Below are 13,939 nucleotides of genomic sequence, written 5' to 3'. Positions count from 1 at the left end.
ACAAAACACTATGAAAAAAGTATTAGCAACATTAGCGATTGCCGCCTCTTCTATGATGATGGCGCAAGTGAGTTTCGGACTAAGATCTAATGTGTTACTAAACACCAGCTCCCCAAGTTGGACAGACTTAAAAAACAACATTACCGATGCCGTAGAAACCAATGGGAAAAATATTACAGGGTTTAATGTTGGGCTATCGGCAAAGGTAGATTTGCCTGTGACTTCACTCTTTGTAATGCCAGAAGTTTATTACACTTATTTTGCAAGCAAAACCACAGTGGATAACACGGAAATTAAGGCGAACAGCAACAGAATAGATGTGCCAGTGCTTTTGGGGTACAATATCTTGGTGAGCAATATCAGCCTATTTGCAGGGCCTGTGGCATCGTATAATTTAGCCTCAGAAGGGACTTTTAATGATTTTAAAGAAAATGCCACAAAGAATTTTACCATCGGTTATCAGTTGGGTGCCAATGTGAAATTATCTAAATTGGTTCTTAATGCCCGCTACGAAGGTGCTTTCTCTAAAGATGAAAGAAGTTTCATTAAAACTGTTTCTGGTGGTGCTTCTCAAGAAGTCAGATATGACAACCGCCCAAGCTTTTTCCTTTTAGGTTTAGGCTACGAGTTCTAAAGAATACAAAACATAAAATGAGTATCAATAAAAACGGTCGCTGGAGATATTCCGCGACCGTTTTTTGTTATATTTGAGAAGTGCCGTTGTTCTGCGCTTCCGTTATGGCTTGTTGGTTGGCAAGGGCTGCCGCTTGTTTTTCAATCTCCACTTTTTCTTTTTGGAGGCGTTCAAACTCTCTTCTTTTGGCGGCTTCTTTTACCGCATTACCTTTGCTAATGTAGCCTACCAAACCACCGATAATCAACCCTATACCGATGCCACCCATAATCCCCATAAAATGCGAAAGGGTAATGGCATTGGCTCTAAAATCTGTGGTAAAATAGAATAATAACGCCGCAATAGCCGTTAAAATAATACCGATAATGGTTAAATTTTTCATAAGTTTGTTTTTTAAGTCAATTTTTTAATGTTTACCTTTTTTGAGGTTAAAGTTTGCCCCCCGCTTTCTGGTAGAAGGCTAAAGCTCTCGGTAAATGTTTCTGAATATCGGCTCTTCTGTGCTCTGGATTAGGGTGGGTAGAGAGGAACTCTGGCGGACGGCTACCATTGCCAGACGAGGTTTCCATTCTTTCCCAAAACGGTTGCGCTTCGCGTGGGTCGTAGCCAGCCATTGCCATAAGATAAAGCCCCATTTGGTCGGCTTCTAACTCTTGATTTCTACCATAAGCGAGCAAAGTGACCTGCGCCCCAAGAGGATATGCAATAGCAAAAACCTTTCTCATATTTTCATTTTTGAGGCTCAACCCTCCCGCTATACCGATGCCTTGGGCAATCATTGCGGAAGACATTCTCTCGTTACCATGACCTGCCAAAGCGTGAGAAACCTCGTGCCCCATAACAACGGCTACGCCTGTTTCGTTTTTACAAATTGGCATAATGCCAGTATAAAACGCTACCTTGCCACCCGGCATACACCAAGCATTCACTTGCTTATCATCAAGGAGGTTGAACTCCCATTGGTAAGATTGTAAATCGGCTTCTCTACCGATGGAACGGTAGTAATTTTCTGCGGCATTTTTAATTCTTACACCTACATTTTTCACATTTTTGGCATCAGTAGTCCCATTGATCACCTTGGCTTGGGATAAGGTAGATTGGTATTGCTGTAGCGCCATAGAGGCGAGCTCATTATTGTTCATCATTTGTAAAGAAGAACGCCCTGTGAGTGGGTTGGTGGTACACGCCGCTATGCTGATGGCTAACGCGCCTAAACCCAATATATTTTTAATTTTCATAAGATGTTATTTTTTGCAAAGTAAACAATTATTATTCCAAAAGAAAAGTAAATCCTATTTTTTTTTTCTAAATTTACATCGTATTTTAAAACCCTTGACAATGAGAACAATGATATTACTCGCCAGCTTGATGATGGCACTTGGACTGTCTTCTTGCCATAACCAAAAGGTGACACAAACCGCCGTTCCAGAAGGCTTTTGGGGCACGACTACCGAGTTTACATTTTTAGCCCGTAGAGCCATCCCCAACAATATGGATGTGGTCCGCGTGATGAATGCGCTCCCCAATACCAACAGTAGCCAGATGCTCGATTTAGACCCAGGTTATACTTTAAGTTTGAAGAATGATAGCCTTAAAGTGGATTTGCCGTATTTTGGGCGTGCTTATAATGCTTCTTTAAACCCCTCAAAAAACGGATTGAAGTTAGAAACCCAAGATTTTAGCGTTGCGCTCACTGCCACCAAGAAAAATAACCTCTACAAAATTAAAGTCAACCATAGTGAGATTAACCAAATTTTTATAGAGGTTTTTCCTAATGGGAGAGCTTATGTTTCTATAGATAGTAACGATAGACAGCCCATTTCCTTTGATGGAGAAATGAAGCCTATTAAGCCTTAAAATTTTATTTTTAAAATGCTTATGGCGCTACCTTAAATGCCCGCTCTCTAATCAGTTGGGCAATCTTCAGCATATCTTTACCGATGAGGCGGTCTTCTTCTAATTTAGGAACCACAGAACGGATAATGCTGAAATTTTCCTCAATAATATCGGAACATTGGGCAGGTCTTCTAAACTCTAAACCTTGGGCAGCGTACATCAGTTCCACAGCAAAAATATTGACCAAATTATCCAAAACTTGGTTGAATTTTCGCCCAGAAATACTGCCCATAGACACATGATCCTCTTGCCCCAAACTGGTTGGGATAGAGTCTGCCGAGGCAGGGAAACAAAGCGTCTTATTCTCCGTAACTAAAGCCGCAGTGGTGTATTGTGGTATCATAAATCCAGAATTGAGCCCTGAGCTGGTAGTCAGTAATCTTGGTAATCCGAATTTCCCTTCTATCAATAGGTAGCATCTTCTATCGGAAATATTGCCGAGTTCTGCCGCTGCCAGCGTGGCGTAATCCAAAGGGAGCGCCATAGGTTGCCCGTGGAAATTACCGCCAGAAATACTTTCTTCCGCACTCAGTACAATAGGGTTGTCCGTCACGGAGTTGAGCTCTACCTCTGCCATTTGTTTTAAATGAAGGTAGGCATTTCGGCTGGCGCCATGGACTTGAGGCACGCAGCGCATAGAATAAGGGTCTTGCACGCGGTCACAATCTTGGTGGGCGTTAAGATTTTCAGAATCTTTGAGGAAAAGCCGCATCCGTTCTGCCACTTGTTGGGTGCCAGCGTAAGGTCTTATTTCGTGTAATTCCTTTTTGAAAGGACTTGCAGAACCTCGGTAGGCTTCTAAGGACATTGCAGCTGCCATATCGGCTAAATCTAAAAGGTATTTCATCTTTTCTAACCCGAGAATGCTGTGGGCTAAAATAAACTGCGTGCCATTGATGAGCCCTAAACCTTCTTTCGCTTTTAGTTTGAGTGGCGTTATTTGGTGTTTTTTCAAAACCTCCGCAGCGGGTTGAGGTTGATTGTTTTCCCAGATTTCACCCAAGCCAATTAAAGGAAGCACCAAGTGAGAAAGTGGCGCCAAATCACCAGACGCCCCCACCGAGCCTTGTCCAGGAACCACCGGGATGAGGTCTTTCTCCAGCATTAAAATCAAACGCTCTATCATCTCAAGGGAAACGCCAGAGAAGCCTTTGGACAGTGCGTGGATTTTGGCAATCATCATCAGTTTGGATAATTTTTTCTCAATCGGTTTTCCTACGCCTACGGCATGGCTGATGATGAGGTTGTGTTGCAGTTGTGCGGTGGCTTCTTCGGATATTTTGGTGTCGCAGAGGGGACCAAAGCCCGTATTGATGCCATAAACGGTACGGTCAGAGGCTACGATGTGCTTCACATTCTCCTCAGATTTTAAAATTTGCTGTCTCGCCGCATCATTGAGTTGGGCTTTTGCAGGATTTTCTAATATTTCTAAAACATTCTCTATGCTGAGAAAATCAATACCATAAATATACATAGTGAAAATGGGTTTGTTGATGATAAAAAACCTTGCTTACAATAGGGTAAGCAAGGTTTTAAGTTTTTAATTATTGTGCGGTATCGCCTTGGAAATTGCGCTGTGCTAACTCTTGGTCGAAAAGGTAAAGTGCGGAATTGTTGTCCTTCACCATTTTGATTTTGGCCACCAATTGAGATGCCGAGGCTTCCTCTTCTACTTGCTCATTGATGAACCATTGTAGGAAAGAGCAAGTGGCATAATTGCCTTCATCAGTAGCGGTTTTGTAGATGTTGAAGATGCTTTTGGTGACTTCTTTTTCGTGGGCTAATGCCTTTTCAAAAATATCCTGAGCATCTTTAAAATCTTGTGGTGGAGCTTCTATAGCCCCCATTTTGATTTTGCCCCCTACATCGTTAAGGAAATCAAACATCTTGTCAGCGTGCATCAATTCTTCTTTGGCTTGCACACGAAAATAATTGGCAATGCCATCTAAATCTTGCTCATAAAACCACGCTGCCATGGCTAAATAATATTGAGCCGCATATTGCTCCTTTGTAATTTGCTCGTTAATGAGTTGCTCTATTTTTTGACTAATCATCATAATTTTAGAATTTTGAGCAAAGATAATATTTTTTTGAGAAAGCGCCCAGAGATATTTTTTCAGATTGATGCTGAAAAAGATAGGAAAATTGCCATCCTATATATAAGGTATAAAACCCAGCAATACACTCAGAAAAAATAATTATCTTTGCTGTATGATTAGAATTACTAAAATTTTTTCGTTTGAAACGGCGCATGTTTTATACCATTATGATGGTAAATGCAAAAATATGCATGGGCATTCATATAAACTTTTCGTAACGGTTAAGGGCGAGCCTATTGATGATTTGGACAATCCCAAAAACGGAATGGTGGTGGATTTTGGCGATATTAAAAAAATCGTGAAGGAAGAAGTGGTAGATGTTTGGGACCACGCAGTATTGCTGAACGGGCGCTCACCCCACAAGGTGCTGGGGCAGGAGTTGGAAGAAAAAGGACATAAAGTCATTTTCTGCGATTATCAGCCAACTTGTGAGAATATGCTGTACGACATTGCGGCGAAGATTAAGAAAAGGCTGCCAGAGCACATCAGCTTAGCTTATTTAAAACTCCACGAAACGGAAAACTCTTACGGCGAGTGGCTGGCGGAAGAAAACTAAAAACAAAAGGTTCTGATGATAAAAATAGACCTCCCCGAAGGTAAAAAAATATATTTCGCTTCTGACCAACATTTTGGAGCGCCTACGCCGCAGGAGAGTAAGCCTCGGGAGCGGAAGTTTGTGCAGTGGTTAGACCAAATAAAAGCCGATGCCCATACTTTATTTCTTATGGGCGACTTGTTTGATTTTTGGCACGAGTGGAAATATGTGGTGCCGAGAGGGTTTGTGAGGCTTTTAGGCAAAATAGCGGAACTTAAAGATAGCGGTGTGCAGATTTATTTTTTTGTAGGCAACCACGATTTATGGATGAAAAACTACTTTAAAGAAGAGTTAGAAATCCCTGTTTTTTTTGAAAAACAATATGTGCAAATCAATCAAAAAAAATTTCTTCTGGCGCACGGCGATGGCTTAGGTCCTGGGGACAAAGGCTACAAAAGGATGAAAAAACTCTTTACCCATCCTTTGGCACAGTGGGGATTTAGGTGGCTCCACCCCGATATAGCAATGCGCTTAGCATTGTACCTCTCTCAAAAAAATAAAATGATTAGCGGCGAGGAGGATAAGGCGTTCTTGGGCGAAGATAAGGAGTTTTTGATTTTGTACTCCAAAAATAAATTAAAAGCCGAAAAAATAGACTATTTCGTTTATGGGCATCGGCATTTGCCAATGGTGTTGAATCTGTCGCCAGAGGCTTATTATATTAACTTAGGCGATTGGATCAGCTATTTTACCTATGGCGTTTATGATGGCGCTCATTTTGAGCTGAAAGAATACGCTACATCTGAGTAAAAAAGACCAAGCAAGGAAATTTTGCTTTTTTGAAGAAAAAAGATTATCTTTGCACTCCTTTTTTAGAAAAAGGGCATTGAGGCGGCTTTTTTTCGGTAGCGTATAGCGCTGGAATCATTATCAAGATCATAAATTTTGATAAAAATATTTTTGTTATAAAAAAAAACACTATATTTGCACACCGAAAAAGGTTAAAATAAATTAAGTAATTTAAATATTAAAATCATGGCAAAGGAAACGTTTAATCGTAACAAACCGCATTTGAACATTGGTACTATTGGTCACGTTGACCATGGTAAAACGACTTTGACTGCTGCTATTTCTAAAGTATTGTCAGACAAAGGTCTTGCAGAAGTAAAAGATTTCTCTTCTATTGACTCTGCACCAGAAGAAAAAGAAAGAGGTATTACTATCAACACCGCTCACATCGAGTACGAAACTGAAAACAGACACTACGCTCACGTTGACTGTCCAGGTCACGCCGACTATGTGAAAAACATGGTAACTGGTGCTGCTCAGATGGATGGCGCTATCCTTGTGGTAGCGGCTACTGATGGTCCTATGCCTCAAACAAGAGAGCACATCCTTTTATGTCGTCAGGTAAATGTACCGAGAATCGTTGTTTTCATGAACAAGGTAGACATGGTAGATGATGCTGAACTTCTTGAGCTTGTAGAACTTGAAGTAAGAGACCTTCTTTCTACTTATGAATACGATGGAGATAACTCTCCAGTAATCCAAGGTTCTGCTCTTGGTGCTCTTAACGGAGAACCTCAGTGGGTAGATACTGTAAACGCATTGATGGATGCAGTAGATACTTGGATTGAGCAACCAGTAAGAGATCAAGATAAGCCATTCTTGATGCCAATTGAAGATGTATTCTCTATTACAGGTAGAGGTACTGTAGCAACTGGTAGAATTGAGTCTGGTGTAATCAACACTGGTGACCCTGTAGATATCGTAGGTATGGGAGATGAAAAATTAACATCTACTGTAACTGGGGTAGAGATGTTTAGAAAAATCTTAGACAGAGGTGAAGCTGGTGATAACGTAGGATTACTTCTTAGAGGTATCGAAAAAACTGATATCAAGAGAGGTATGGTAATCGCTAAGCAAGGTTCTGTAACACCACACAAAAAATTCAAAGCAGAGGTTTATATCCTTTCTAAAGAAGAAGGTGGTCGTCACACACCATTCCACAACAAATACCGTCCTCAGTTCTATGTAAGAACTACGGATGTTACAGGTGAGATCTTCTTACCAGAAGGTGTAGAAATGGTAATGCCTGGTGATAACTTAACTATTACTGTAGAATTACTTCAACCAATCGCTCTTAACGTAGGTCTTAGATTTGCAATCAGAGAAGGTGGTAGAACAGTAGGTGCTGGTCAGGTTACTGAAATCTTAGACTAATATCTATTCAATAATCCAATAAAAAACTTCCGTAAGGAAACGCTTCTGAGCGGAAGTTTTTTTAACTACGGGCATCGTCCAATGGTAGGATACCGGTCTCCAAAACCGTTGATCTGGGTTCGAATCCTAGTGCCCGTGCAAATTAAATAAAATGAGTTCATTAGTAAGTTTTTTAAAAGATTCTTATATAGAGTTTAAAGATAAAGTAGAGTGGCCGAAGTGGCCAGATTTACAGTCTTCTACCATTGTGGTGGCTGTATCTACTCTCATATTAGCTCTATTTACTTTTGGCGTAGATTCTTTTTTTAGTCGATTGATTAACAATACTTTTAATATACTCATTAGTTTATTTAACTAATCGCTTCTTAAATTGTTTCCCCTCCTATGAGTGAACTTAAATGGTATGTGCTAAAAGCCATAAGTGGACAAGAAAATAAGGTTAAAACTTATATTGAAAACGAAATCCAAAGATTAGGTCTTGGTGATTTTGTTTCTCAAGTGGTTATCCCTATGGAAAAAACCATACAAATGCGTAATGGTAAAAAAGTACAAAAGGAAAAACCTTACTATCCAGGTTACTTAATGGTGGAGGCCAACTTAAGCGGAGAGGTACCACACATCATCAAAAACATTCCAGGTGTTATTTCTTTTTTAAGTTTAACCAAAGGCGGTGATCCAGTGCCGATGAGAAAATCCGAAGTGAACCGTATGCTTGGGCGTATGGATGAACTTTCAGAATTCGCTTCTGATATTGAAATTCCGTTCACTGTGGGCGAAAGCGTGAAGGTGATTGATGGACCTTTCAATGGCTTTAATGGTACCATTGAGAAAATCAACGAAGATAAAAAGAAACTTGAAGTCATGGTTCTCATTTTCGGTAGAAAATCACCGTTAGAATTGAGTTACATGCAAGTAGAAAAATTATAAAATATTAAGCTTTAATGAATGAGAAGAGCGGCTTTAAATAATTAAAAGTCGCTCTTTTCTTTTGTCTTTTGTAGAGATTTATTCAACCTCATCTAAGGCTTCTAAAATAATTTGACAACCTTTTGTAATCTCCTCTTGGGTAATGGTGAGCGGTGGCGAAATTCTAAGATATTCATTGCGGTAGAGTTGCCAGAAGACAATCAACCCTTTTTCCATACAGCGTTTGGCTATTTTCAGTGTATACTCAGGAGAGCCGAGATTAACCGCAAGCATCAGCCCTCTACCATTGATATTTTTAATTTTAGGATGCTGGAGCAAACTTCTAAACACTTGCTCTTTGGCATCTATTTCCGCCATTAAATTGCTTTCCAAAACCTCTTTTAAGGTAGCAAGACAAGCTGCCGCAATGAGAGGGTTGCCGCCAAAAGTGGTAATATGCCCCAACTTTGGCGAGTGGGATAAAGTCTGCATAATAGCTCTGGAACTCATAAAAGCGCCCACAGGAACGCCGCTGCCCATCCCTTTGCCCATCACCAAAATATCAGGGACAATGCCATAATGCTCAAACGCAAACAACTTACCCGTACGCCCGAAACCAGGTTGTATTTCATCTAAAATCAATAAAGCGCCTACCGCCTCGCAGCGGCGTTTTAGTTGGAGAAGATAATCTTCATTAGGCAATAAAAAACCGGCTGCCCCTTGGATGGTTTCCACAATGACGCCAGCCGTTTTTTCTGTAATCTGGGCTAAATCCGCCGTATTATTAAACTCAATGAAATTGACCATAGGAAGTAGCGGTCTAAATTCTCGCTTATGGTACTCGTTGCCAGCCACGCTGAGGGCGCCGTGGGTATTGCCGTGGTAAGCATTTTTAAACGCGATGATTTCCTCTCTTCCTGTGTATCTTTTGGCTAATTTTAGCGCACCTTCTATCGCCTCGGCGCCGCTATTCACCAAGTAGGTCATTTCCAAAGGTGCTGGTGTGGCTTCGGCTAAGAGTTTACACAAGGCTACAGGCTTTTCCTGAGCGTATTCTCCATAAACCATAATGTGCAGATAGCGGTCGGCTTGTTCCTTAATGGCAGCGATGACCTTAGGGTGAGAATGCCCCAAAGTGTTGGCAGAAACGCCAGCTACAAAGTCTAAATAGGCTCTTCCATCTTTGCCATAAATATAACTACCCTCCGCTTTCTCAGCCTCAAAACCAGAGGCAAAAGGCGTGGTCTGAGCTTGGTATTTAAAAAAATCTTCTTGCATTGTTTTAGCGTATTTTTATTGAAATCAAGGTTGAAAACTCAAAGCTATTTTGGGAATACTTTGAGTTTTTATTTTCGTTGTCTTTTAGGTCCTTTATTTTTCTGTGCCTCTTCTTTTTTTTGCCTTAGTTCTTTGGCTTTTAGGTAGAGTTGGTCATCAGAAATGTAGACCGTTTCTGGATAATTCGGCGAGTCTAAAAAGATATCTTGCCAGCGCCTTAGTCGGTCTTTGGTATTCCAATTAAAATCAGGGAAAAAGCGTTTTTCCTTAGAAACGGCACTCATCGGGTGGAGGTCTATATTCGCACCGATGTTGCACGAGATAATCTGCACTTTTCGCTCCTCAAATAAAGCTTCTATAACGCCACAAGTGGAAAAAGCAATGCCGATACGCTCTGTTTTTTTCGTTTTTTCATCTTGAGAATCGGCGTAGGTAATGGCTTGGGCGTTGCCGATGACTTTTGCGATTTTAATTTCATTCTGGTCAAAGAAAACCGTCATCAGGTTGCCTTTCACTTGGTTGAACTCATCTTTCAAGTTAAGCGAATCCGCTTTGCTAATGGCAAAGGCGTGGTCTTTCACTTTTATGGAATCCATTTGTTCTGTAAGGGTGTTCATATAAACCTCTATTTTATCGCCAGAAATTTGCTTTTCGCCAGTCCAAAATAGGGGCTTGCCGAGGAGATGAAGAATGCCATCGGTCTCGTTAAAACTTAGAGAATCTGCGCGCCCTTGCATATTGGTTTTGAAAATTCGAGCACGGTGGTAGGCTCTCAGGTAGCTTTTTTTGGTTCGTGTGCTATCGGGCTTTTGGAAGGCGATGATTTTTTCGGCGCCAAAATAAATAGAATCTTCTTTTAATATTTTTACCGCATAGGGCTTTTCGGTAATCATCGCAGAGTCTTTAAACTCGTAGATTTCGGCATAGCCACCACGGATAAAACGCTGTTCTTGGGGATCATCTAAATAGGCATCGCCTTTGGCTGTGCCGAAGCCTGTATTTTGGTTGTAGTACATCGTTTCGCCAGTGAGAATTTTGCCGTTGTAATGAATTCTGGAGTTTTTATTGAGGAAAACTTCTTTAGAATTCATCAGATATTTGCCCTTTTCGGTGTAGACATAATTTCTTGGATTGGCTTTGTTGATGACTTTAGTAGGACCAAAAAACTCCGCAACATTGGTTTTCTGATTTTGAATAATTTTAGAACCTTCCACGCGGTATTGGTCGTTATCAATGTTCACATGCCCCGATACATCAATGGTTTGGGTGTTGATGTAGTAGGTTGCCGTTTGCGTCCAAATGGTATTGCTGCCGTTGAAAATGGTGCCACCACTGTTGAAATATGCCGTATTGGGGATTTTATCGTAATAAAGCGTTTCGGTTTTGATGGTTTGTTTGGGATCGGTAAGGACGACATTCTTTCTGGCGATGCCGCGTTGCGTTTTGCCATCATACTCCATCTCCTCCGAAGTGATGCGGTTGCCATCTGCCGTGGTCAGCTCTACATTGCCTAAGGCTTTCACAAAGTTCTCTTTTTGGTAAAAGACCACCCTGTCCGCTTTTAGAACGGAGCCTTTGTGCTGAAACTCCACCTTGCCGATAAATACAGGGTTGCCCTCATACCAATCTGTACGAGAGACCAAAGAGTCTGAGTGGATATGCTTGAGCTTTTCCTCCGCTTCGTTGGGAGGTTGGGGCGTGGTTGGCGTTTGCTGAAAATAAGGATCTTTGGTTAAGGTAGGTTTATTTTGCGCCCAAGCCATGAGGCTCCAACAGCATAACCATAGTAGCAATAATTTCCGCATTATTGGTTTTTATGTCCGTAGAAATAAAGCGAGTGGCTGTCTATTTTAACACCAAAAATTTCCTCAATAGAGTCTTTAATTCCTTGGATTCTGGGATCGCAGAACTCTACAATCTCTTCAATTTCCTTGTCGCCATCTTTTTTGTAAATCACGAGGTGGTCGTGCTGTTTGTCAAAATAAGACTTCTCATAAGAGGCAGAGGTAGAAGATTTATCACTAAACTGATGTTTTCTGATGAGCCCTGCATCTAAAAAGATTTCTATACTGTTGTAAATGGTGGCTTTGCTCACATGGTATTTATTGTTGAGCATAATCAGATAGAGGTCATCTACATTAAAGTGGTGGTCCATTTTATAAATCTCCTCTAAAATGGTGTAGCGCTCTGGCGTGTTCCGAAAACCGTGGTCTTGGAGGTACTGTTTTAGCGCATCTTTGATGATTTCTATATCTTTCTCTTTTTGTTTTTTCATTATTGCTATGTTTTATCTTCAGTTGACAAAGATAAGTATTTCTTTGGTTTAATCAAGGGCGAGGTGATGGATAGCGTAACAAACCTCCATCATTAAAATCAATTGGATTTAAAACGCTCCTGCTGTATCCTGTGGTCGCCCGTTGGGCTGTAGAGTAGAGGCGCAGATTCTACGGTAACATTGTGCGTAGCTAAGCCAAAAGCCTCAAAATCATTGCTTCCCAACTTCCTTACCAGCGTGTAGATATTCATAATCACTTTTTCTTTAATGGTGAAGAGACTGTCGTTAATATAAACATTGTCAATCACCACATATTTTAAATCTGGCGGGATGTTATGCGCGCGCAATGAGGGGTAATTGCTCCGATCTGGGATGATGCCTTGGTCCATCATATCCTCTAAAACATCTTGAAAATAATCATTAATGCGGCGGTCTATTTTAAATCCGAGTTTAAAGTTGATTTTATAAATGGTACCCGCAGCCACCTCATCAATTTCATATTTAAAGGTATAAGGATCTTCTTGGTTGATGATGTTGAGGATGAAATAATGATCGGCGCGCTTAGGCTGCGCACGGATGATGGAGTAAATAATTTTAGACTCTATCTCATCCTCCTGCTTAGCACGGCTGAAGAAGGCTAAGTTGGTCGCATATTTAGGAATGCTGTCGTCCAGTTTCATCTCTTTGATGATGTCGGTATAGTTGGCTAATTTCACAAACTTGATGAATTTATTTTTAATCATTCTGCCATTATACCACGCATACATACAAATGCTGATAAACCCTGCCAAAACTACGGTAATCCAACCGCCCTCGTGGAATTTGATCACATTAGCACTAAAAAAGCCAATTTCTATGGTGCCATAGACCAACAAAAATAAAAAGATCAAAACACGAGGCACCCTTTTTTTGATTAAAAAGAAACAGAGCAAAATGGTGGTCATCAGCATGGTTACCGTAATGGAGAGCCCATAGGCAGATTCCATTTTTCCCGACTCTCGGAAGTACAGCACAACCACCAAACAGAACGCCAGTAGCCCCCAATTAATTTTAGGAATGTACATCTGCCCCTTAACCCCAGAGGGATAATCTATTTTATGAATGGGCCAAAAGTTGAGCGACATCGCCTCGGAGAAAATCGTGAAAGAGCCTGTAATTAAAGCCTGACTGGCAATAATAGCCGCCGCCGTAGCCAAAATAACCGCTGGCAGCACCATCCACGGCGGCATAATGCCAAAGAACGGATTGATGCCATTGAGTACCTCGTGGTGATATTTTAAAATCCAAGCCCCTTGCCCTAAATAGTTGAGAATGAGCATCACCTTCACGAAAGCCCAGCTTACACGGATATTTTTAGCACCGCAGTGCCCTAAATCGGAATAAAGCGCCTCCGCCCCCGTGGTACAGAGGAACACTGCCCCCATAATGATAATAGCACTCGGCGAATTGACCATCAGTTTATAAGCGTAATAAGGGTTAAAAGCCTTCAGAATTTCTAAATCATCCAATAAACGATAAGCGCCAAAGCCTCCCAAAGTGAGGAACCACAGCACCATAACGGGACCAAAAAACTTCCCAATAAATGAGGTGCCAAACTGTTGCACAAAAAAGATCACGATGAGAATAGCACAGGTAATCAGCACCACAGGCGTTTCAGGATTATAGATTTCAAGTCCTTCTATGGCGGACATCACGGTGAGAGAGGGCGTGATCACCCCATCAGCAATAAGCGCCGAAGCCCCAATAATGGCAATGAGGTAGAGCCACTTTCGTTTTAAATTTTTCACCAAAGAGAACAGCGCCAAAATGCCGCCTTCGCCCTTGTTATCAGCCCGAAGAGAGATGAGCACATATTTAATTGTCGTTTGGAAGGTGAGCGTCCAGATGATGCAAGACAGCGCGCCCTCAATATATTCATCAAACGGGAGCACAGCATCTTTCCTCGCATTGATGATGGCTTTCATCACATACAGCGGCGAGGTACCAATATCGCCAAAAACGATACCTAAGGAAACCAAAACACCAATAAAAGTCAGCTTTTTAGTATCAAAATGTTCTAATGTTTGGTGGGATTTGCTCATCATTATGATTGA

General features: G+C 41.2%; 15 protein-coding genes and 1 tRNA gene. 8 read left to right on the top strand and 8 right to left on the bottom strand.

Annotated features, from left to right (window positions below; all coding sequences use genetic code 11):
• Positions 1-10 precede the first annotated feature (10 nt).
• The gene (locus NYR17_RS08985; RefSeq protein WP_302505374.1) at positions 11-634 is read left to right on the top strand and encodes an outer membrane beta-barrel protein; all 624 of its coding nucleotides are present in this window, start codon (positions 11-13) and stop codon (positions 632-634) included.
• 67 nt (positions 635-701) lie between these two features.
• Here NYR17_RS08985 and NYR17_RS08980 read toward each other — a convergent pair whose 3' ends face one another.
• The gene (locus NYR17_RS08980) at positions 702-1,016 is read right to left on the bottom strand and encodes a hypothetical protein (protein ID WP_302505373.1); all 315 of its coding nucleotides are present in this window, start codon (positions 1,014-1,016) and stop codon (positions 702-704) included.
• A gap of 46 nt (positions 1,017-1,062) precedes the next feature.
• Complete coding sequence (locus NYR17_RS08975) at positions 1,063-1,872, bottom strand: M48 family metallopeptidase (protein WP_302505372.1); 810 nt, start codon at positions 1,870-1,872, stop codon at positions 1,063-1,065.
• Between the two features lie 100 nt (positions 1,873-1,972).
• Between NYR17_RS08975 and NYR17_RS08970 the strand changes: the two genes are divergently transcribed.
• Positions 1,973-2,491, top strand: coding sequence for a DUF4251 domain-containing protein (locus tag NYR17_RS08970; RefSeq protein ID WP_302505371.1), 519 nt, complete (start codon positions 1,973-1,975; stop codon positions 2,489-2,491).
• Positions 2,492-2,510: 19 nt separating this feature from the next.
• Here NYR17_RS08970 and hutH read toward each other — a convergent pair whose 3' ends face one another.
• The gene (hutH, locus tag NYR17_RS08965) at positions 2,511-4,004 is read right to left on the bottom strand and encodes a histidine ammonia-lyase (RefSeq protein ID WP_302505370.1); all 1,494 of its coding nucleotides are present in this window, start codon (positions 4,002-4,004) and stop codon (positions 2,511-2,513) included.
• A 70-nt stretch (positions 4,005-4,074) separates the two neighbouring features.
• Positions 4,075-4,584, bottom strand: a complete 510-nt coding sequence (locus tag NYR17_RS08960; protein ID WP_302507060.1) for a ferritin — start codon at positions 4,582-4,584, stop codon at positions 4,075-4,077.
• 157 nt (positions 4,585-4,741) lie between these two features.
• On the opposite strand from NYR17_RS08960, the gene queD reads away from it, so the two are divergent.
• From queD to nusG, 6 genes are all read left to right on the top strand, one after another.
• Positions 4,742-5,185, top strand: coding sequence for a 6-carboxytetrahydropterin synthase QueD (gene queD / locus NYR17_RS08955; protein ID WP_302505369.1), 444 nt, complete (start codon positions 4,742-4,744; stop codon positions 5,183-5,185).
• 15 nt (positions 5,186-5,200) lie between these two features.
• Entirely contained in the window at positions 5,201-5,974 is a 774-nt protein-coding gene (locus NYR17_RS08950) for a UDP-2,3-diacylglucosamine diphosphatase (protein ID WP_302505368.1), read from the top strand.
• Positions 5,975-6,199: 225 nt separating this feature from the next.
• Positions 6,200-7,387 carry an elongation factor Tu gene (gene tuf / locus NYR17_RS08945; RefSeq protein ID WP_302505367.1) on the top strand — a complete coding sequence of 396 codons (1,188 nt, stop codon included), beginning with the start codon at positions 6,200-6,202 and terminating at the stop codon, positions 7,385-7,387.
• A 67-nt stretch (positions 7,388-7,454) separates the two neighbouring features.
• Positions 7,455-7,525 (top strand) — tRNA-Trp (locus NYR17_RS08940).
• Positions 7,526-7,538: 13 nt separating this feature from the next.
• Positions 7,539-7,745 carry a preprotein translocase subunit SecE gene (gene secE, locus NYR17_RS08935; protein ID WP_302505366.1) on the top strand — a complete coding sequence of 69 codons (207 nt, stop codon included), beginning with the start codon at positions 7,539-7,541 and terminating at the stop codon, positions 7,743-7,745.
• A 26-nt stretch (positions 7,746-7,771) separates the two neighbouring features.
• Positions 7,772-8,314 (top strand): transcription termination/antitermination protein NusG, encoded by a 543-nt coding sequence (gene nusG, locus NYR17_RS08930; protein ID WP_302505365.1) that lies wholly within the window; start codon positions 7,772-7,774, stop codon positions 8,312-8,314.
• A gap of 78 nt (positions 8,315-8,392) precedes the next feature.
• On the opposite strand, the gene NYR17_RS08925 is transcribed toward nusG, so the two are convergent.
• The 4 genes from NYR17_RS08925 to NYR17_RS08910 form a co-directional block, all read right to left on the bottom strand.
• Positions 8,393-9,571: an aspartate aminotransferase family protein gene (locus NYR17_RS08925; protein ID WP_302505364.1), complete on the bottom strand. Its 1,179-nt coding sequence runs from the start codon at positions 9,569-9,571 to the stop codon at positions 8,393-8,395.
• Between the two features lie 68 nt (positions 9,572-9,639).
• Positions 9,640-11,376, bottom strand: coding sequence for an OstA-like protein (locus NYR17_RS08920; protein WP_302505363.1), 1,737 nt, complete (start codon positions 11,374-11,376; stop codon positions 9,640-9,642).
• On the bottom strand, positions 11,376-11,846 hold the full coding sequence (locus NYR17_RS08915) for a Fur family transcriptional regulator (RefSeq protein WP_302505362.1): 471 nt from the start codon (positions 11,844-11,846) through the stop codon (positions 11,376-11,378). Before NYR17_RS08915 ends, NYR17_RS08920 begins: the two co-directional genes overlap by 1 nt.
• A 98-nt stretch (positions 11,847-11,944) precedes the next feature.
• Positions 11,945-13,927, bottom strand: coding sequence for a KUP/HAK/KT family potassium transporter (locus tag NYR17_RS08910; protein WP_367997971.1), 1,983 nt, complete (start codon positions 13,925-13,927; stop codon positions 11,945-11,947).
• Between the last annotated feature and the right edge of the window lie 12 nt (positions 13,928-13,939).

Source organism: Riemerella columbina, from assembly GCF_030517065.1.
Lineage (GTDB): Bacteria > Bacteroidota > Bacteroidia > Flavobacteriales > Weeksellaceae > Riemerella > Riemerella columbina_A.
The sequence above is the reverse complement of the archived record's forward strand: the minus strand, read 5'-3'. Positions and strand labels throughout refer to the sequence as shown.